This window comes from Metabacillus sp. YM-086, assembly GCF_048059995.1.
In the GTDB taxonomy this organism is placed as follows: Bacteria; Bacillota; Bacilli; order Bacillales; family Bacillaceae; genus Metabacillus; species Metabacillus litoralis_B.
This window is the reverse complement of record NZ_JBLUOI010000020.1, coordinates 48905-70650: the sequence shown is the minus strand read 5'-3', so window position 1 is coordinate 70650 and position 21746 is coordinate 48905. Positions and strand designations below refer to the sequence as shown.

At 36.0% G+C, this 21746-nt stretch carries 18 protein-coding genes and 1 riboswitch; all 18 genes read left to right on the top strand.

Annotated elements, in window-relative coordinates; genetic code table 11:
• A partial coding sequence (locus ACEWK1_RS11100; RefSeq protein WP_416636246.1) for a CheR family methyltransferase occupies positions 1–757 on the top strand: 757 nt, incomplete at its 5' end.
• Positions 758–761: 4 nt separating this feature from the next.
• Positions 762–1799, top strand: a complete 1038-nt coding sequence (locus ACEWK1_RS11095; protein ID WP_416636245.1) for a protein-glutamate methylesterase/protein-glutamine glutaminase — start codon at positions 762–764, stop codon at positions 1797–1799.
• Positions 1800–1841: 42 nt separating this feature from the next.
• On the top strand, positions 1842–2183 hold the full coding sequence (locus tag ACEWK1_RS11090; protein ID WP_162987455.1) for an STAS domain-containing protein: 342 nt from the start codon (positions 1842–1844) through the stop codon (positions 2181–2183).
• Positions 2184–2279: 96 nt separating this feature from the next.
• The gene (locus ACEWK1_RS11085; protein WP_416636244.1) at positions 2280–4352 is read left to right on the top strand and encodes a response regulator transcription factor; all 2073 of its coding nucleotides are present in this window, start codon (positions 2280–2282) and stop codon (positions 4350–4352) included.
• A 129-nt stretch (positions 4353–4481) separates the two neighbouring features.
• Positions 4482–5582, top strand: coding sequence for a DNA alkylation repair protein (locus tag ACEWK1_RS11080; protein ID WP_251402902.1), 1101 nt, complete (start codon positions 4482–4484; stop codon positions 5580–5582).
• 424 nt (positions 5583–6006) lie between these two features.
• Positions 6007–7203 carry a coiled-coil domain-containing protein gene (locus ACEWK1_RS11075; protein ID WP_121663386.1) on the top strand — a complete coding sequence of 399 codons (1197 nt, stop codon included), beginning with the start codon at positions 6007–6009 and terminating at the stop codon, positions 7201–7203.
• A gap of 232 nt (positions 7204–7435) precedes the next feature.
• The gene (locus ACEWK1_RS11070; protein WP_251402899.1) at positions 7436–8626 is read left to right on the top strand and encodes a GTP-binding protein; all 1191 of its coding nucleotides are present in this window, start codon (positions 7436–7438) and stop codon (positions 8624–8626) included.
• A 27-nt stretch (positions 8627–8653) separates the two neighbouring features.
• Positions 8654–8803, top strand: coding sequence for a 50S ribosomal protein L33 (gene rpmG, locus ACEWK1_RS11065; RefSeq protein WP_098799083.1), 150 nt, complete (start codon positions 8654–8656; stop codon positions 8801–8803).
• 186 nt (positions 8804–8989) lie between these two features.
• Positions 8990–9174: riboswitch (cobalamin riboswitch) on the top strand.
• A 129-nt stretch (positions 9175–9303) separates the two neighbouring features.
• The gene (locus ACEWK1_RS11060; RefSeq protein WP_416636243.1) at positions 9304–11130 is read left to right on the top strand and encodes a DUF4430 domain-containing protein; all 1827 of its coding nucleotides are present in this window, start codon (positions 9304–9306) and stop codon (positions 11128–11130) included.
• A gap of 93 nt (positions 11131–11223) precedes the next feature.
• On the top strand, positions 11224–12027 hold the full coding sequence (locus tag ACEWK1_RS11055) for a DUF4430 domain-containing protein (protein WP_232273890.1): 804 nt from the start codon (positions 11224–11226) through the stop codon (positions 12025–12027).
• Positions 12028–12033: 6 nt separating this feature from the next.
• Entirely contained in the window at positions 12034–12921 is an 888-nt protein-coding gene (locus ACEWK1_RS11050) for an energy-coupling factor transporter transmembrane component T (RefSeq protein ID WP_251397733.1), read from the top strand.
• Positions 12894–14543 (top strand): ABC transporter ATP-binding protein, encoded by a 1650-nt coding sequence (locus ACEWK1_RS11045; RefSeq protein WP_416636242.1) that lies wholly within the window; start codon positions 12894–12896, stop codon positions 14541–14543. Before ACEWK1_RS11050 ends, ACEWK1_RS11045 begins: the two co-directional genes overlap by 28 nt.
• Positions 14525–15211 carry an ECF transporter S component gene (locus ACEWK1_RS11040; RefSeq protein ID WP_416636241.1) on the top strand — a complete coding sequence of 229 codons (687 nt, stop codon included), beginning with the start codon at positions 14525–14527 and terminating at the stop codon, positions 15209–15211. The genes ACEWK1_RS11045 and ACEWK1_RS11040 overlap by 19 nt, the downstream gene beginning before the upstream one ends.
• A gap of 263 nt (positions 15212–15474) precedes the next feature.
• Positions 15475–16617 (top strand): histidine kinase N-terminal domain-containing protein, encoded by a 1143-nt coding sequence (locus ACEWK1_RS11035; protein WP_121665091.1) that lies wholly within the window; start codon positions 15475–15477, stop codon positions 16615–16617.
• A gap of 199 nt (positions 16618–16816) precedes the next feature.
• Positions 16817–17698 (top strand): 6-phosphofructokinase, encoded by an 882-nt coding sequence (locus ACEWK1_RS11030; protein WP_121663381.1) that lies wholly within the window; start codon positions 16817–16819, stop codon positions 17696–17698.
• On the top strand, positions 17695–19707 hold the full coding sequence (gene tkt / locus ACEWK1_RS11025) for a transketolase (protein WP_212137575.1): 2013 nt from the start codon (positions 17695–17697) through the stop codon (positions 19705–19707). Before ACEWK1_RS11030 ends, tkt begins: the two co-directional genes overlap by 4 nt.
• A 95-nt stretch (positions 19708–19802) precedes the next feature.
• Positions 19803–20747 carry a sugar-binding transcriptional regulator gene (locus ACEWK1_RS11020; protein WP_121663379.1) on the top strand — a complete coding sequence of 315 codons (945 nt, stop codon included), beginning with the start codon at positions 19803–19805 and terminating at the stop codon, positions 20745–20747.
• A gap of 67 nt (positions 20748–20814) precedes the next feature.
• A complete protein-coding gene (locus tag ACEWK1_RS11015; RefSeq protein ID WP_251397726.1) occupies positions 20815–21339 on the top strand; it encodes a type 1 glutamine amidotransferase domain-containing protein in 525 nt (174 codons plus the stop codon).
• The last annotated feature ends 407 nt before the right edge of the window (positions 21340–21746 follow it).

Genomic DNA, 21746 nt, shown 5'->3' with positions numbered 1-21746 from the left:
TGGATTAAATTACTTGAATAATATTTCTTCTTTAGAGGCAAAAATTTCAAAACGGCTGGAAGAATTAAATGTAACTTTATGGAGTTATATGCGTCTTTTAGAGGAAACCCCTAAAGAGTGGGATATTCTTGTAGAACTGTTAACGATTAATGAAACTTATTTTTATCGTGAAGATAAACAGCTCCATGTTTTCCAAAATAAAGTAATACCAATACTGAAAAAAGAAAGAGTACTTGAACAACCAATAAAAATTTGGAGTGCTGCCTGCTCCACAGGGGAAGAACCGTATTCTCTTGCAATGATGTTAAAAGAGCTCGGTATTTCAGTAGAGGATAGGGTCACGATCACAGCAACAGATATAAATAAAAAGGTTCTACAAACAGCCACTAACGGAATGTACCATAAAAAATCACTATCCTTTAGACGGATTCCGCAAAGATGGCTTGACACCTATTTTGCAGAAACTGAAAATCATTATAGTGTGAAAAAGGACATAAAAGATATGATCACTTTTAAGTACTTAAATCTACTTGATGAAGAAAATATGAGAAATGAAGGTTCGTATGACGTTATATTTTGCCGGAACGTTTTAATTTATTTTGATGCTGAAACGGTTAAAAAGGTGGCAACCTCATTTTATCACTCACTTAAAAAAGGTGGATTCCTCTTTCTAGGTCATGCAGAAAACATATCTACAATGGGGATAGGTTTTGAGACAATCAGTACAGATGGGACCTTCTACTATCGAAAGGGGTAACAAAATGGATGGGAAATATGGAGTGTTAGTTGTGGATGATTCTGCTTTTATGAGGAAAACGATTTCCACTTTAATAGAGGCAAGCCCTGATTTTTTTGTCATTGGAAGAGCAAGAAACGGGTTGGATGCAATCGAAAAGGTAAAGCAGCTAAAGCCTTCTATTGTAACACTCGATATTGAAATGCCGGAATTGGATGGACTTCAAACGCTACGAAGATTAATGAATGAAAATCCAGTACCAGTTGTAATGCTAAGCAATGGGACAGATTCTACACTTGAAGCCTTTGAATTAGGAGCTGTAGATTTTGTTATAAAAGAGGTACTAGTTAATCATACATCTTCTGAATTTCTTGACGATTTTTATCAAAGATTACTTGTAGCAGTTTCAGCGAAGTTACCAGTCCTGATACAAAAGGAAGAAGTTGTTCCAGACAATAAAGTGCACATAGAAGAAATGATCGAAATGAGCAAAGACCTTCTTTTTATTGGTACTTCCACAGGAGGACCGTCAGCATTACAAACGATACTAACGAAATTTCCGTCTGATTTTCACCTTCCTATTGTGGTCGTTCAACATATGCCACCAGGCTTTACGAAGCCTTTGGCAGATCGTTTTGATTCATTATGTCATCTTAAGGTAAAAGAGGCAGAGCATAATGAAATACTTAAGCCTGGTAAAGTATACATTGCTCCTGCGGGGCTACAGACAACAATTTATAAAAATGAAAGAAACTTATATCAAATAAAATTAAAGATTTCAGCAGGTATGGAAACATTATATAAGCCTTCTGTAGATGTTACATTATTATCAGCTGCTCATCTATACAAAGAACGATTGCTCGCTGTCATTTTGACTGGAATGGGTGATGATGGGTTGCGCGGTTGTCGGAAGGTGAAACAACTAGGAGGACTAGTCCTTACTGAATCAAAAGAAACATGTGTTGTCTATGGTATGCCAAAAGTGATTGATGAAGCTGGATTATCAGATGAACAGGCTCCATTGTTTAAAATGTACGATAAAATAAGACATGCATTGTTGTAAATATTGGTAGAAATAGCAACTAATAAAGAAAGGATGGTCATTGTGGAGTTAATTCATAAAGAACTCGTGGATATCTTAAAAGTTAAGGATACCGAAATTACAATTAAGAATAATGAATCATTTAAAGAGGATATCCAAGCACATTTATTAAAATCACGTCAGCATGTTATCTTGGACTTAGAAAACGTAAAATATTTAAATAGCACTTCATTAGGTGTTATTGCGGATGCAGCGATAAAGGCAAAAAAAGAAGGAAAAGAGTTAGTTATATCAGGTGTAAATCCCCCATTGGATGAGATTTTTACTATTGTAAGATTTCATACTTTTATGGGGTTATACAAAACACTAGAAGAGGCGGAAAATTATTTTCAATCATTAATATAGCCAATATAAATAAAGTGGTTAGAATTACCATCAAGAAAAGGATGTTTTTTACCGAAATATATAGTAGAGAGTTGTGTTTTGTTGGGGGTTGGTAAAATGAATATGTTCAAAAATTTATTGCAAATATTCTCCACATCCAGTGGATTTCCGATATCCGTTATTGACCAGGACGGGCAAATTTTGATGTCAGTGAACAGAGTAGATGAAACACCATTTTATAAAGTTAGCGATGTTGATTCCTTTCAAAAAGAAATAATTAACACAGGACAGTTGATTTCGAAATCAACTATTTTTTCTTGGAGTGAAGAAACATTAAATTTAAAGTTTATCTTATCCCCAGTTATTTCTTCTACCAAAGCAAACTATATACTTGTGGCAGGACCATTTTTGGAAGGAAATAAGGGAAGTAACTTAGTAGATCTTTCTATAACTTCGATAAATCAAGAAGAAAAGACAGAGTTAGTCAATAAAATAGATTCAATCTCCTTCGTGATAAAAAGTTTTGAGGAGAATGAAAAACAAGCCCAAGTTCAAAGAAAAGTAATTGATATTTTAACACATTTAAGACAGTCAAAAGGGAATTTGAGTGAGAATGACCACTTTTTATCTCATCTTTTTACACAAATTCTCCAATTAAATAGAATAGATTTTATTGGACTATCAGAAAAAATAGATCATGCCAAATTTATGATCAAAGCTGTACAAGGTCAGAGTATTGAAAAATTAAAAGGAAATACATTTTATATCGGGGAAGGCTTGTTGGGGAAAGCTGTTGTTATGGGGGAAAAAATGTTTTTGTCCGATATGGGCCTTACAAATCGTAGTGATTTTTTTCAACAATTTCACTTATATCCAAATCAATTATTTATTTTTCCTATAAAGAAAAACGGTATTGTGGAAGGTCTTATGTTTGGCGGAACGACAGAAGACCGAATGATTAGTCAAGAGCTGCTTGATATTCTTCAGTTTATTGTTTGTCTCTACTCAGAACGGAAAGCAAGTGACGAAGCCCTGCAGCAGGAAAAACAACTACAGCTTGCTTTTTATGGTTTATTAGACCTGTTAGAGGTTGCGCTTCATACAGATGATGTTAAAAATATCATGTACAAGGTTCTTGATTTTTGTCAGAACATAAACAATCATAACTTTTCGAGTTTTACAGTAGAAAATGGGGAAACAATTAGTAGAGGTGCTTTGAATGACCCACTACTTGAAGAGCATAAAAAGGTTTGCCATGAGCTTATTAGTGAAGGAAGCAACCTTCAACAGCTGAAGCGGATAAATGAACAGAGTATGGTCTTTCATCAACCAATCTATGTTGAGAAGAATTGTATTGGTATATTAACAGTAGAAATTAAGGATAGAAAAAAGTATGAAGAAGTGTCAATGAGTCTACACATCATTGCTCGGTTATTGTCTAGGTGCATCAAAATAGAGCAAAATAACGATGAAGAACTACTAGATAATAACCATTTAGAAACAATCAATTTACTTCACTCTAGTTTAGAGGAATTAAATAAACAAAATTACTTGAATACATTAGAAGCGATGAAAATGGTAAGACAACTTTCACAATCACTATCAATACCTGAAACATCTGTGGAACAACTTATGAATGCTTGTAAGGTTATGACATATCGCTTGGAGTTCTTGAAAAGTAAATTAAAGAATTCAAAAGTACTTCATTTGTTAGAAAAGTGTATGGATGTTTCTACAAAACAAGTGAATACAAGTATAGAAGTGAAAATGATAACATTTATTTACCAGACAATTGTTAAAAGAATAGATAAAAATTTAGCTCTATCTTTTCTTGATGATGAAATGAAAATGGCCATTCAGCAGGTAAGTCCTGATTTAGAAGCAAGAATGGGAGTGAATCACCTATCTAATTTAAAACAGGTAGGGGAAATGGAACTTGCTGATGAACAACAAATTAATGATCTTGTTGATATAAAAAGCGTCATTCTAGAATTAAAATTAACTTCAAGAGAGAAAGAAATTCTTTTTTTAATACTAGAAGGTTTAAACAACCAGGAAGTGGGCAGCTATTTAAATATAAGTGTTCATACTGTGAAAAACCATATAACAAATATATTTAAGAAACTAAACGTTACGGATCGGGTTCAAGCAATGGCTAAGATTTACCGAATTAAATATGGAATGGAGTAAGGACAGGTGGTGAAAGATTACCTGTTTTTTATTTTGTTTGTGGACTTCCATTTTTACTTATTTTAACTCTAATAAATCTCCATGATATAATTTTTTATACGAACAAACAAAAGGGTGAAGGAGTTATCCATGGCAGAAGAACTTCGAGCTTTATTTAATGAACAATTTATGAAGAAGCTGAGTAAGGAATTACAAGAATATGATCCACTTTTTAATCAAGTAGAATTTTTATCATCCGTTTATGCAAAAGGTTGGGATGAACTGGCATTAAAACAACGTGTCCGTCGTATTACTTTGAGTTTATCTCAAAGTTTACCTCAAGAATTTGGTGAAGCTGTGGCACTATTAAAAAAAGTGGCTCCTTCTTTTCAAGGAAGTCTTGGTGGTATCATTTTTCCGGATTACGTAGAGGTTAATGGATTACATAGTTGGGAGAAATCGATGGAAGCACTTGAGTATTTCACTGTGTTTTCAACTTCCGAATTTGCAGTAAGGCCTTTTGTGATGGAAAATCAACCTAAAATGATGGAGCAATTTTTAGAATGGAGTTCACATGAAAATGAGCATGTCAGAAGGCTCGCAAGCGAGGGTTCTCGTCCAAGGCTTCCGTGGGGGATTGTCTTAACAAACTTGAAAAAAGACCCTTCACCCATCTTTCCAATACTAGAAAATCTAAAGGAAGATCCTTCTCTATATGTAAGAAAAAGTGTCGCCAATAATATAAATGATATTTCAAAAGATCATCCTGAGCTTGTCCTTCATTTAGCAAAAAGATGGCTCGGTACAAATGATCGAACGAATTGGATTGTTAAAACGGGATTACGTACATTATTAAAGAAAGGTGTTCCAGAGGCACTTGAATTATTTGATCTGGGGAAAAATGAGCATATTCATGTCTCAAATTTATCTGTTACAAAAAAAGTGGTAATAGGAGAAGCTATTACATTTTCGTTTCATGTTATATCAATGGATAAAGAACCAAGAAAGCTTAGACTTGAATATGCGATCGATTTTGTAAAAGCAAATGGAAAGCATTCGATAAAATCATTTAAAATATCCGAAACTTCCATCTCACCAGGAGAGGAAAAAACTTATACAAAAACACATTCTTTTAGGGATTTATCAACAAGAAAACATTATGGTGGAGAACATATACTACATATTATAGTGAATGGTGAATACAAGGCCGAAGAGAAATTTGAAGTGATGAAGAGGACACAAGAAGAATAATCATGTGTCCTCTTCATGATAGTGGATAAAGTAGTAAAAAAATTGTCACAATCTGGGAGAGGAGAAGAACTAACTTAAATTGAGTTTAGGTAAGATTCCTCATTGATAAACTTCTTTTCTCCCTCCTTTTAACCTACTACAATCAATTTATCTCTTTTTTTATACATTTTTAGCCCTATTAATTCTATTAATAGATAAATACTAGAATTAGGATATGAACTATGTTACAGTTGTAAATGTGCTTTTTTGAGGCGAAAAAAAGCTACATTTTGTTACTTTTGAAATATAAATGTAATATTAACAACATAGTTTTGTCATTTTTTGATGATATACTTCTAATTGTGGCTAAATAAGTAAAATAGTATTGTATAAAAATAGATACATAGAATGATTCATGTACGAGAAACGAAAGTAGGGGAAGAGAATGTCGAAAAAGAAACTAGTTATCATGAATTTAGCTGTCATGATTGGATTAGGCAGTTCATTTGCAATTCCTTCGGTTAACGCTGAAACAAGTACAGAAGTTCAAAAAGAAATTAAAGATCATACTCAGGATGTACAAGAAGTACAAGCAGAGTTAGAAAATTTAAAGAAACAAAGTGAACGCGTTGATGCAGCAATAAAAGATAACGAAGCTAAGATTAAGCAAACAGAAGAGCAGATTCAAACTTCTCAAGACGAAATAAACGCTATGGATTCTGAGATCGCTAAACTAGAAGAAGCTATTAAAGAACGTACAGAAATTTTAAAGCAACGTGCAATTTCTTACCAACACAGTGGTGGGAATGTTGAATATATCGATGTTTTACTAGGATCTACTAGTTTCGGTGATTTTCTAAACCGTGCACTTGCGGTAGGGAAAATTGTAGAAGCAGATCGTTCGATGATCTCACAGCAAGAAGCTGATGAAAAAGAGTTAAATGAAAAGAAGGTTGCAAAAGTGGAAGTGCTTTCAGACCTTGAAAACTTAAGAGCAGATTTAGAAGGCATGCAGGCTGATATCCTGGCACAAAAGCAACAAAATGATCAATTAAGAAAAGAACTTCAAGATGAAAAAACAGCAAAAGAAGCTGCAATTAACAGCTTAAAACAAAAAGCAGCAGCATTAGCAGCTGCAGAAGAGGCTGCAAAGGCAGCTGCTACAACCACAAACTCATCTAATTCTGTTACAACGGCAAAAGGTACTTCAAATAATACAGTTACATTTGAAGACACACCTGTAAATCCTAACGGTACTGTTAATGATTTAATTAGTGCTGGTTATAAATATATTGGAAATTCTGTTTATGTATTTGGTGGCGGAAGAAATTCTTATGATATCGCTAATGGTCGATTTGATTGCTCTGGATTCGTAAGCTGGGCATTCTCAACTGTGGGAGTAAGAGTTGGAGCAAGTACGGAAATTCTTAAAAATACTGGTACAAGAGTTCCAACAAGCAGCATGCAACCTGGAGATATGGTATTCTTTGATACATATAAAAAAGATGGACATGTTGGTATTTATGTAGGTGGCGGTAAATTCATTGGTTCTCAAAGCTCGACTGGTGTTGCAATCGCTAATATGTCAAGTGGTTACTGGGCACAAAAATTTAATGGTCGCGTTATGCGTGTGAATTTATAATAGAAACAGAAAGGCTGGCATCTGGCATTTAGGTGTCAGCCTTTCTTATTTATGTTATTCCCGAAATTCTCTTTTTAAAACTTTTTTATTAAACTTATTGCATATCGACGGAAGATAGTATAATATGTAAAACGTAACTGTTACGATTTGTTTTTTTGTGTTTTTATCTGATAAGTTACATAAAATTATAAATTCTAAATCGTAATCATTTTGTTTTGTGTAGGAGGATGACATGGAAAATAGAAAGATACCAGTAACGGTCTTAAGTGGCTATTTAGGTGCTGGAAAAACGACATTATTAAATCACCTCTTAAGTAACAAAGATAATAGGAGAATAGCCGTTATAGTTAATGATATGAGTGAAGTGAATATTGATGCCTTACTTATTAAACAAGGTGGATTTTCCCGAACGGAGGAGAATCTTGTTGAGCTTCAGAATGGCTGTATATGCTGTACACTGAGAGAAGACCTCATTATAGAGGTGAAAAAATTAGTGAAACAAGGGCATTTAGATTATCTGGTTATTGAATCATCCGGTATTTCTGAGCCTATTCCTGTAGCCCAGACATTCACATATATAGATGAAGAATTAGGGATAAACTTAACTGAAATATGTGAACTAGATGCAATGGTAACTGTTGTAGATGCTTATCGGTTTTGGCTTGACTATTCCTCTGGGGAGAGTCTGCTTGACCGTAACGAAGCAATAGATCCAACAGATACAAGGGAGGTAGTAGATTTGTTAATTGATCAAATAGAATTTGCTAACATTCTTGTATTAAACAAATTAGATTTAGTAGAGCGAGAAGATATAGATGAATTAAAAGCGGTTCTCCATAAATTGAATCCTGATGCCACAATCATTGAATCTATTTTTTCAAAGGTAGCAATCACAAGAATTTTAGATACGAACCTTTTTGATTTCGAACAAGCTAGCCAATCCGCAGGGTGGATACAAGAGCTTATGCACGAACATATACCTGAAACAGAGGAATACGGAATCACCTCTTTTGTATATAAGAGGAAAATACCGTTTCATCCTGAAAGGTTTATGACTTGGCTTGAAAATTGGCCTGTAGACGTCGTTAGGGCTAAGGGGTTTTTCTGGCTTGCTTCACGTAATGATATAACAGGACTTCTCTCACAGGCTGGTCCCTCTATTATCATTCAGGGAGCAGGAAATTGGATTGCTTCTTATTCAAAGGCAGAGCAGGATCAATTTTTAAAAGAAGAACCTGAGTTATTAGCAAAGTGGGATCACACATACGGTGATCGATTAACAGAGCTTGTTATGATTGGGATCGGCATGAACCGTGAATTGATTGAAAAAGCTCTAGATGAATGCTTATTAACAAACGATGAAATGAAACAGGATTGGTCTTCTTTTAACGATCCTCTTCCAGCTTTTACTGCAGAAAATTAATTTTATTTTTCCAAGGAGGAAATCTTAATGAGAGTAAAAATTACATTAGCATGTACAGAAACTGGTGATCGGAATTATATTACAACAAAAAATAAGCGTAATAACCCCGATCGAATTGAACTTAAAAAATATTGCCCACGATTAAAGAAATATACAGTGCATAGAGAAACAAAATAAGCGAAAAAGTCATGATCATGATTCAAAGATCATGGCTTTTTCTTTTTGAGTCAACCAGGGAATAAATAACGCTATATTATATGAATGAAAGGAAAAAATGATTTTTTGTAGTTTCTACCATATATATGCAGACTCCTACATATATTGACACCATTTTCATACTAGACTATGATTAAAACAGTTAAAATGAATATGATAAAAATAGGTTGATAGTATTATCCTATCATGAAAAGGGAAGTCTGGTGAAAGTCCGGCGCGGTCCCGCCACTGTAAATGAGAGTCTTTACAAATTTGCCACTGTCTATAAGATGGGAAGGCTGTGAGGATGTTGATCATAAGTCAGGAGACCTGCCTATTTTTTCACCTCGTACTACGCGGATAGGAGGGTGTTAAGAAAAGAAAGGTCAATAATTGGACATTTTTTTCTTAACGACTGCAATCCTCTTACATAGAGGCTTTTTTTTTGCCTCAATAAATTTTTATAGATAGGAGAGAACACGTTGTTCAACAAAGTAAAGCATATTATATTATCTGTCCTTTTCGTTTCTACCTTATTCGTTAGCACCTTTCAGACAACTGTATTTGCTGCAGAAGGGGAAACAATATCAGTTGTTGGGAATAACAATGAACTATTACTAGATGAAACAAACTATACATTTGCAGAGGATACAACTGCATTTGATGTACTTGTTCAAGCTGTTGGCGAGAGCCAGATTGAGTATACTGAAGGGGAATATGGAGTTTTTATCACAGGTATTAACGGATTAAAAGCAACCGACCCATATTATTGGGCATTTTATGTTAATGGTGTTCAAGCACAAGTTGGCGCAGACAGTTATGTTGTACAAGAGGGTGACGAGATAAGCTTTCGTTATACTGATTGGACAAAGCCTTCTGAAAATAGCGTGTCACTGCAAATAGTTGGTAATAAAGATCATGTGATTTTACCTGAGCCTTCATCAATTTCGTTCATTGATCAACCAACTGCATTTGATTTATTAAAGATTGGTTACGGACAAGAAAAAATCGAATATGAAACATCTGAATATGGCGTGATGATTACAAGTATCGGAGGATTAGCTGCTGAAGGTACTTATTATTGGGCATTTTATGTCAATGATGAGATGGCATCAGTTGGAGTTGACAGTTACAAGCTTCAAAAAGCTGATAAAGTAACATTAAAATATGAATCTTGGGAAACACCGGCAGAAGAACCTACAGAGGAAGAGCAGCAACCTGAAGAGGAACAACAGCCAGTTGAGAAATTTGATCAAGCTGCCCTTAATAATGCAATAAATGCAGCGAGTCAATATGTTTTAAAACAAGAGGTTGGAGACTGGCAGGCAGTGGCTTTGAAAAAGGCAGGAAAAACATTGCCGGCTAGCTATCTAGCAAACTTGAAAAAACAATTAACCGAACGTCAAGGAAGTTTTTCAAAAATTACAGATTATGAGCGACTAACATTGGGTGCTTTAGCAGCAGGTGAAGATCCAACAAATATCGAAGGGTATAATCTTGTTCAAGCTATCTATAATGGAAATGTAACAAAGCAGGGATTAAATGGGGTAGCTTATGCCCTTATTGCATTAGATAGTGCTAACTTTGAAGTTCCATCTTCAGCTAAATGGACGCGAGAAGCATTGGTCAATGAATTGCTGAAGAACCAAAACGATGATGGTGGCTGGACATGGAGTGGTGAAGCAACGAGTGACAGTGATACAACGGCTATGGTATTAACTGCACTTGCTCCATATGTTGAATCAAACGCGGATGTGAAGAGTGCCGTAGATGAAGCTGTAAAATATCTATCAGCTCAATACAAAAATTCAAAAATTGATAACAGCTCAACAGCTGCACAAGTAGTTATTGCGCTATCGGCATTATCAATTGATTCACATAGTAGTCTGTTCTCAAAAGACGGTGTTAGTTTAATCGACTTTTTGCTTTCCTACCAAAATAATGATGGTGGCTTTGATTGGCAAGGTGGAGACACTAGTGACTCATTTACAACAGATCAAGGCTATAGAGGAATTGTTGCGTATCAATTATTTTTAAATGGAAAAGGATCTTTATATAGCCTAAATCTTGAAAAGAAAAACACAGAGACTCCTGCTGACAACAATGAAACTCCTGTTGTAGTGAAGGACGATGTTGATAAAGATACATCTGAAAATATTAGTACGACTAAAAATGATCAACCAGAAAAAACAAAAGGTTATCCTCTACCAAATACTGCTACCCAAAGCTATAACATGGCATTAATTGGTCTTGCTTTACTTATTATAGGAATAACTAGTTTGTATGTTAGAAAAAAACAACAACAATAACGAAATGAAATGCCCTCTCCATTTGGAGGGGCGTTTCCCATTTATGGATGATCGTATTAGAAAAACAATTGGAGGTGTAACGCTTTGTCAAAAATGAAAACCTTTCTGCTGATCGTGTTCTCAACAATTTTATTCTTTACTGCAGCATGTGAAAAAGACGAAGTATCACCGGTATTAAATGAAGAAGCAAGTGAGGAAACGCAGTCAAACGATAAGAGTGATCAAGAAGCTGAACAACTAGCTGATTCCACAAAAGAAGTCGAATCGGAAGATAAACAAGAAGTGCAAACGGAAGAGAAAACTACAGAAGAAACAACGGCTGTTGTTAAAGAAGATAAAAAAGAAGAAACAAAAGAACCATCTTCTACATCATCACAAAGCAAGTCTTCTAATACAACGACTAGTACAACAAACACTTCTGAAAAGAAAGAAACAGAAAAAGTACAAAGCACTACTCAAAAGACTGAAACAACAACAAAAAAAGCTACAAATGAATCAACGAGACAAGATACAACGACTGCTACAAAAGAACAATCAACCACTCCACCACCGAAAAAGGAAGAACCAAAGCCTACGGTTACCATTTCAATTGTAGGTGATAGTGAAAAAGGAACCATTCTTCCTGCTACAAAGGTTGTGATGAGTGAAGGAAACACAGTTTTGGATGTGACATTAACGATCTTAAAACAAAAAGGTATACCTGTTAGTGTAACAGGAAGCGGTTCATCTGCGTATGTGGAGGGTATTGATAATTTATTTGAATTTGACAGAGGTCAATTTAGTGGCTGGACTGTAAAAAGAAATGGTTCAACGTTAAACCGAAGCGCAGGTGTTATTGCAGTCACTAATGGTGATACTGTTCAGTGGATTTATACAACAAATTATAATGAGGATTAATTGATCATGAATAGAGGAATTCATAGCTTTCATCCTTTCGTTAGTTTTTTTTATTATGTGGGCGCAGCAGCACTGGTCATGCTTTATAAGCATCCGGTGTTTTTATTTGTTGCAGCTCTTTTGTTCATTTTTTTTCATTTACAGCTTGATAAGGGGAAAACATTAAGAAGCTGGCTTGTTATGATGTTTTTTCTATCTATTTTCTTTCTAATTATTAATCCTTTAATCAATCGAAGAGGAACTCATATTTTATTTTATTTATATCATAATCCTGTCATGTTAGAGGCAATTATACAGGGAGTGATTTTAGCATTATCAATCTTTACGCTATTGGTTTTATTTGCTTCGTATAACCTTGTGATCACAGCTGAGAAGTTTTTATTTCTTTTCTCTAGGATACTTCCTCAATGGGCTTTACTAACGATGCTTTCTATGAGATTTGTGCCATTGTTAAAACGTAGATTAAGAGAAATAGAATCGGTACAAAAAGGGAAGGGTTTGTATGTTTCAGAGGGGAAAATTCGAACTCGTGCAAAGAACGGTATTTTACTTATACAAATTTTATTAACATGGTCTTTAGAGGAAGCCATTCAAACCGCAGATTCTATGGCCGCACGTGGGTACGGTCTAAAAAAAAGAAGCAAATATACGCCTTTTAAAATGAAAATACAAGATTGGCTTGTACTGTTTACGTTACTATTGATAGGAAGTGTAGCAGTAGCAGGCTGGTGGCTGGGAGATGGGGTGTTAAGCATTTATCCTATTTTAGAATCACCAGTTATCCAAGGAAGAGAATGGTTTTATCTTGGCGTTTTCACTCTATATCTTGCCATCCCACTATTTATTGAGGGGAGGGATACAGTTCGATGGCATTTTTGGAAGCAAAAAATATAAGCTTTACTTACCCTGATGAAAAAAAACCTGTATTAAAGGACGTTTCATTTTCAGTTGAACAGGGGGAATTTATCGTTCTTTGTGGTCCATCTGGAAGTGGAAAATCTACTTTACTCCGGCTTATTAAGAGAGAAATTGCTCCACACGGAGAAAAAAAAGGTGATTTCTTCATAGAGAATAACTCCCTTTCAACTATTGAAGCAGAAGAAGCTGCAAAAAGGATCGGCATGGTCTTTCAAGATCCAGAAAATCAAATCGTGATGGACAAGGTTTTAGAAGAACTTATTTTTGGGCTAGAAAATATGGGAGTATCGACAGAAGAGATGAGAAAGCGAGTAGCAGAGATTGTCCATTTCTTCGGTATAGAAGGTTTACTTGATAAAAAAACATATGAGCTTTCTGGAGGACAAAAGCAGCTTGTTAACTTAGCGGCTGTTCTGTTAATGGAGCCTAAGGTATTATTACTTGATGAGCCAACGTCTCAATTAGATCCTGTTGCAGCAAGAGAGTTTATCGGAATGCTTCAAACGATGAATGAAGAATTTGGCATCACAGTTATTATTGCAGAGCATCGGTTAGAAGAGCTATTTGCGATTGCCGACCGAGCAATGGTGTTGGATAAAGGTGAAATGCTTTACTTTGATCATCCGCGTAGTGTTATTCAAAGGCTTGGACTAGATAAGAATCATGCGATGTACAATTACTTACCAAGCCCTGCAAGATTATTTTTAGATCAAAGCTCTGAAAAACATTCTGGTTTGATCCCCTTGTCTGTTAAGGAAGGGAAGAAGTGGTTAAATAATTTGCAAGTTAAAGTTACAAATGAAACCACAGAGAATATACCCTACCAAAATGTACTTTTACAGGTAAAGCACCTTGACTTCCAATATTCGAAGGACACGAACAAAATATTAAATGACTTATCCCTAAGCGTATATGAAGGGGAATGGCTAACAATAGTCGGAGCTAATGGTACTGGAAAATCTACGCTCTTAAAGGTGATGGCAGGCTTAGCTAGAACACAGAGAGGTTCAATTTATTACAAAGGTAAAAAAGTGAAAAAACAACTTCCTAATGAAATAGGCTTTCTCCCACAAAACCCTAAGTTATTTTTTCTACAAGATACGATTGAAGATGAGCTAAAAGAGATTATTTTATATCATCATGTAAATGCTGGAGAAAAAAGGATGAAAGAGTTGCTCGATCTTTTTAACCTAGAGCATCTTTTAATGCGGCATCCATATGACGTTAGTGGAGGGGAAATGCAAAAGGCGGCCCTAGCTGGGGTGCTGTTGCCACAGCCCTCCTTACTTCTTGTGGATGAACCAACGAAAGGGCTTGATCCAGATTCTAAACAGCAATTCGGAGAGCTGCTAAAAAAACTACAAAAACAAGGTTTAACGATCGTAATGGTTACACATGATATTGAATTTGCGGCAAGTTATTCAACAAGATGTGCCATGATGTTTCAAGGGTCTATTACAACAGAAGCCCCTTCTAAGCGTTTTTTTCAAGGAAATGCATTTTATACAACGGTCGTAAATCGAATGACAAGAGGCAGTCATATTCCTGATGCCTTAACGGTTGAGGAGGCTCGATTGTCTTGGGACGTCCAAAAATAATACTACTAATTTCTGTCTTAATCATCACCTTCATCCTACTCTGCGGAAACATTGCGGAGCAGCAATTTCTTCTTGTTAGTGTACTATTTATGCTAGGTACATTCCTTCCTTTTATGATTCGTTTTGAACGAAGAAAGGTTATGGGAAGGGAGCTTGTTATTTTAGCCATTCTTGCAGCGATTGCTGCGGTTAGCCGTGTCCCGTTTGCTTCAATTCCAAGTGTGCAGCCGACAACGTTTGTGATCATTGTTACAGGGTTCGTTTTCGGAGCAGAAAGTGGGTTTGTCGTTGGTGCACTTGCTGCTTTGGTTTCGAACCTATTTTTGGGTCAAGGACCATGGACTCCTTGGCAAATGTATGCCTGGGGAATGATAGGGTTATGTGCTGGATTTTTACGCGGGACATGGATACAAGTGTCACCAATTGGAAGAGCAATCTTTGGATTTATAACAGGGATATTATTCGGATGGGTGATGAACCTATGGTATTTTGTTAGTCTCGGTGATGAAATAAAACTAGTGGAGATTTTGGCGTATTATGGAGCAAGTTTATATTTTGATTTAGCTCATGCTATCTCAAATGTATTTTTCTTGCTACTCTTTGCAACAGGCTGGATGAAAATTCTCCAGAGGTTCAGGAGAAAGTATGGATTATTAGAGGGTAAGTAATTTGTAAAGCGTAGAGCATTGAATATTCAATATTCAATGCTCTTTTTTAGCGTCATTTGATAATCATCATTTAATCTCATTCAAATGACCTATTGAAAGGATAAGACAAAATTCCCTTTGGATTATGGTGTGATTAAATTAAAATCAAAAATAATCAATCATCCTAAAAAAAAATGAAAAATAGAAAGGGTTTTTATCGTTTTTTGTCTAATTTTTTATATAGGCCTTTGACTCATTGAAAGCGGTGATAAATATTGAACTCTATGTCTGGATCGACTCTTTCTGTTGTAGAGAAATTAATTAAGTTTCTTGAGGAAACAGAAGAGGACTTTTTATCATTATGGAAAGAAAGCATCATTTTACGCGAAGATGATATTTTTAAAGATAGAGTGAGTGGGAACGGACATCAAATGTACTTATTGGTGAAGAAATCATTGAAAAGCTCTATCGAAGATGAAGAGATAAAAGAGCTAGCCTATAGAGTGGCGAAGGAACGGGTCCTTAGTAAGAGTAATATTGGTGAGTTTGTTTACAATGTAAATGTTGGGAGAAGCACGGTAATAAAGTATATTATTAAATCTGGAATTTCAATTAACGATTTACAACCAATTATTAACCAAATAAATGATCACTTTGATCGTTATTGTTATCATGCTGTTACTAGATATACTGAACTAAAAGATATTGAGATAAAAGAGAAAATGGTGTTTGTTAATCAATCTCATAAAGACAGGTTATCCCTGCTTGGGCAAATGTCCTCTAGTTTTGTACATGAATTCCGTAATCCCCTTACATCAGTTATGGGCTTTGTAAAGTTGTTGAAAAATGAAAATCCCGCTTTAAAGTATATGGACACTATAGAGCATGAGCTTGATCAATTAAAATTTAGAATCACTCAATTCTTACATGCTTCTAAGTTGGAAGTAGCTGATAAGCAGAAAGAAGAAATAGTGGTTAAGAAGCTTTTCGATGAAATCACAGCGTTTCTTTATCCTAGCATCGTCGATGGTGATGTTAAGTTATCAATGACAATAGATCCTACTTGTACAATCGTTGCAGTAAAAGATGAAATCAAACAAGTATTAGTGAATATTATCTTAAATTCTATAGATGCTTTAAAACATAATAACTCAATAGATCGTAAACTATGTATTAAAAGTGAAACAAGGCAGGGTTCTATCTTGTTTAACATTACAAATAATGGACCAGAAATTCCGGAAGAAACAAAAGAAGCAATCTTTGAGCCCTTTTATACGACTAAGAGTCTAGGCACAGGAATTGGATTATATGTGTGTAAATCTCTGATTGAAAAGCACAATGGAACGATATATTGTGAGTCATATAAGAATAAAACATCTTTTATCATAACACTTCCAATAAATGAAAAGAAACCGACCGTAGATTAAATAGAGAGGTCGGTTTTTTGTTGTTTTTAAAGTGATAAGAATTCAATGCGTTGTAAAGCGTTTACAATATAGAAAAAGTAAAATTTCTAATAATTTAGTGTTTTATATATTTATCTTTACAACTATTTCGTGTATACTAGTCATTGTTACAAATGTTCATTATGAGTTGAACGAAATTTCTTGAGAAGGGGTAACGATAATGAAGATAGGTGTAGTTCATTTTGGTTGTGCTTCAGCAGGTGCAACAGAGATCGTTCGTACCCTAGTAGAAGAAGCATCTAGTCAAGGGGATAAGGTTTACGGCATTGAATGGAATGCTTCAGCAAAAAAAATACAACAAACTGAACTTGACAGAAATTCACTTCATACATTTGGCTTTAATCGGTATAGATTGAATCGATTTTCTATTAATATATGGAACGAACAGCTAGATAAGATTGCGAGTGAATTATCTGAGCTTGATCAGGTTATTTTATTAGGGGACACAAAAGCTAATCTGGACCATTTTACATCTAAATTATTAGTAGTACCAATTAGCTATTACAATAATATAAATGGTTCACAAGCAACATTAGGTTATGATACTGCTTTAAATTCAATTGTTGAAAGCATTGAAAGTGTTAGGGATACAGCTAGTTCATTATCGTATGGTAAGGTTCGCGTTTTTAATGTGCAAATACCTGGATTTGAGTCTTCACGGTTATTAAACGACACAGCATTAGCAGTAGATGCAGAGGTTGTGGATCAAGTGAACGACGATGTGATTAATCGATTAAAACAGCATATTAGGAACAAGGAAGCGAATAAAGAAGGATACACCTTTTTTGTAATGGATAACTCTGTAGACCCAGAGGAATTAGGAAAGCATTTTGAAGAGTTTGATCTTGATTGGAAGGCTGTTGTGATCGATGAGTCACAATGTGGTGGGCCTTATCCTACTGCCGTTGATCGACTTCTTGCTAATCAATTAAAGAGATCAGTTGTAGAATGGGTTAGGTCAAATCACAAATCAGGTCAATTACTTATCCAAGATAATAAAGTCATTATAAGTGAATTGAAACAATCGGAGGGAATAAAATGAGTGAATTAACACAAACAGAAAAGTTATCAATTGAAACAATCCGTACTTTGTCAATCGACGCGATTGAAAAGGCTAATTCAGGACATCCAGGAATGCCAATGGGTGCAGCTCCTATGGCTTACACATTATGGACAAAATTTATGAATGTAAATCCATCAAACCCAAGCTGGTTTAACAGAGATCGTTTTGTTCTTTCAGCAGGTCATGGCTCTATGTTACTTTACAGCCTTCTTCACTTAACAGGTTATGATGTAACAATGGACGATTTAAAAGAATTTAGACAATGGGGAAGCAAAACTCCAGGACACCCTGAGTTTGGTCACACACCAGGTGTAGATGCAACAACAGGTCCTCTAGGACAAGGTATTGCAATGGCAGTAGGTATGGCAATGGCTGAGCGTCATTTAGCTGAAACTTACAACAAGCCTTCATATAATGTAGTGGATCACTATACTTACGCAATCTGTGGTGATGGAGACTTAATGGAAGGTATTTCTTCTGAAGCAGCATCATTAGCAGCTCACTTAAAACTAGGTCGTCTAGTTGTATTATATGATTCAAACGATATTTCATTAGATGGTGACCTTGATCGCTCATTCTCTGAAAATGTTGAACAACGTTTCACAGCACAAGGCTGGCAAGTTATTCGCGTTGAAAACGGAAATGACTTGAACGAAATTTCAGCAGCAATTGAACAAGCGAAACAAGACTTAGATCGTCCAACATTAATTGAAGTAAAAACAACAATCGGATTTGGTTCACCAAACAAATCAGGTAAATCAGCTTCTCACGGTTCTCCACTAGGTGCCGATGAAATTAAATTAACGAAAGCAGCTTACGACTGGACATTTGAAGAAGACTTCCATGTTCCAGGTGAAGTTTATGACCACTTCAACAAAACTGTTCATGAAGCTGGAAAAGCGAAAGAAGAAGAGTGGAATTCTCTAGTAGCTGCATATGAAAAAGAATTTCCTGAGTTAGGAAAACAATTTAAACATGCAGTGAGTGGTGAGCTTCCAGAAGGTTGGGATCAACACATTCCAGTTTATGAAGAAGGCTCAAGCCTAGCATCTCGTGCTTCTTCTGGTGAAGTGTTAAACGGAATTGCACAAGGTCTTCCATCATTCTTTGGTGGTTCAGCAGACTTAGCAGGTTCAAACAAAACAACAATTAGCGGTAGCGGTGATTTCACAAGTGAAGATTACAGTGGCCGTAACATTTGGTTCGGTGTTCGTGAGTTTGCAATGGGTGCAGCATTAAACGGTATGGCATTACACGGTGGTTTACATGTATTCGGAGGAACATTCTTCGTATTCTCAGATTACCTACGTCCAGCTATTCGTCTTGCAGCTCTTATGAACTTACCAGTAACATATGTGTTTACACATGACAGTATTGCTGTTGGTGAAGATGGCCCTACACATGAGCCAATCGAGCAGCTTCCATCATTACGTGCAATGCCTAATCTTTCTGTTGTACGTCCAGCTGATGGAAATGAAACAGCAGCAGCTTGGAAAACTGCAATTGAGTCAACATCTACTCCAACTGCGCTTGTGCTAACTCGTCAAAACTTAAAAACAATCAAAGGTACGAACGAAACAGCTTATGAAGGTGTGAAAAAAGGAGCATATGTGATTTCACCAGCTAATAAAGAAACAGCAGACGTTCTTTTACTAGCATCAGGTTCAGAGGTTGGTTTAGCAATAGAAGCACAACAAGTATTAGCTCAAGAAGGTATTGAAGCAGCTGTTGTGAGTATGCCAGCTTGGGATCGCTTCGAGGCACAATCTCAGGAATACAAGCGTTCTGTTCTTCCAAAAGAAGTGAAGAAACGTCTTGCAATTGAAATGGCTTCACCACTTGGTTGGGATCGTTACACTGGAGACGAAGGAGATATTTTAGCAATCAATACATTTGGTGCTTCAGCTCCTGAAAAACGTATTCTAGCTGAATACGGCTTTACAGTTGAAAACGTAGTAGCGCGTGTGAAAAAGTTAATCCAAGAATAAGATAGAACATGAAGAGGCTGACTGACGGAAATGGATGTCAGCCTCTTGTATGTCATTGTCGCAAGAAAAAAAGTCTAATTAATTAGGTGCAGAAAATGGAAAGAGATAAGCTTAATAAAATCATTGAAGCTGCTAGACTTTACTATCAATTAGATTATAGTCAGCAAGAGATTGCAAAAAAATTAGACGTTTCCAGACCAACTGTTTCCAGATTGCTAAAACAAGCGAAGGATTCCGGAATTGTTGAGATTACCATCCATAATCCTGTAGAGGCTGGTGAACAATTGACGGAACGATTAAGAGACAAGTTCGGCCTAAAAGAAGTGATTGTTGTCTCTATGTCTGAACATGACAATACGAATATAAAAAAACAGCTAGGTGAGGTTGCAGCTGACTATCTAAACAAAATTGTAAAAGATTATGATGTGATTGCAACATCATGGGGTACGACAATTTATGAAGTTGCAACAAGACTGAAGCAAAGACCCTTAAGCCATACAACAATTGTTCAGCTGAATGGCGGGGTTAGCCATTCAGAGACAAAGACATATGCGTCAGAAATCATTCATTTGTTTGGTGAAGCATATAATACCCAAACATTTTTGTTACCTTTACCAGCAATTGTAGATCATATTGTAGTAAAGCAAGCAATTGAAGCTGATCGACATATTCATAAAATTCTCGACCTTGGTAAACAGGCAAATATCGCCATATTTAGTGTTGGGACACCTGTTGTAGACTCTGTTCTTTTACAAGCTGAATATCTATCAAAGGAAGACCAACATTTAATTCAATCAAGAGCAGCTGGAGAAATTTGTTCTAGATTTTTTGATAAAAATGGTGAGATTTGTGTAGAAAGTCTAAACAATCGAACAATCGGTATAGAACTCCACGAATTAGCCAAAAAAGAGAAATCAATATTGGTTGCGGGTGGATCCAAAAAACTGGAAGCTATATACGGAGCACTAAAAGGGAAATATGCTAATGTGTTAATTACAGATCAACATACAGCAAGCCTGTTAATCGAAATGGATGTCTAGTTTAATCATTTGTTTTATTTGGATTGTTAAGGTATCGTGAAACTATGAATAAGAAGGGGGAAAGGATATGAGACTTTCAGGCAAAAAAATACTAAGCTTTGTTCATGAAGATTTTGAAGACTTGGAGCTTTGGTACCCAATTCATCGATTACGTGAAGAAGGAGCCACTGTTCATTTAGCAGGTGAAGATGCGAACTTTACTTATAAAGGAAAATACGGTGTTCCGGCTACTTCTGATTTTCAATTTCAAGATATTAATCCAAGCGATTATGACGCATTACTAGTTCCGGGCGGCTGGGCTCCTGATAAGCTACGACGCTTTAAGGAAGTAATCGAGATTGTTCAGCATATGGAAGAAAATCAAAAACCAATTGGTCAAATCTGTCATGCTGGCTGGGTATTAATCTCTGCGAAAATTTTGAACGGAAAAACAGTGACTAGCACACCTGGAATCCGTGATGATATGGAAAATGCCGGTGCTAAGTGGCTTGATGAAGCTGTTGTCGTCGACGGTCACCTAGTGTCAAGTCGTCGTCCACCTGATCTACCGGACTATATGAGAGAATTTATTAAGGTGTTAGAGAATAAATAATGTAAGGTGAAAAGCCCCCTTTTTGTTTTAAAAAGGGGGCTTTGTTTGTAAAGCTAGTCCTCGGATCAAGATTGTGTCTCGAACCAGAGAGAATCGGGACAAAAATCAGTCCCCGGAATAGTTTTGTGTCTCGCAATAGAGAGAATCGGGACAAAAATCAGGTCGTGGGATAAAGCTGTGTCCCGAAAGAAGAGGAATCGGGACGAAAATCAGTCCCTGGAACAAGTTTGTGTCTCGAACCAGAGAGAATCGGGACAAAGATCAGGTCGTGGGATAAAGATGTGTCCCGAAAGAAGAGGAATCGGGACAAAAATCAGTCCCCGGATCAAGTTTGTGTCTCGCAATAGAGAGAATCGGGACAAAAATCAGGTCGTGGGATAAAGCTGTGTCCCGAAAGAAGAGGAATC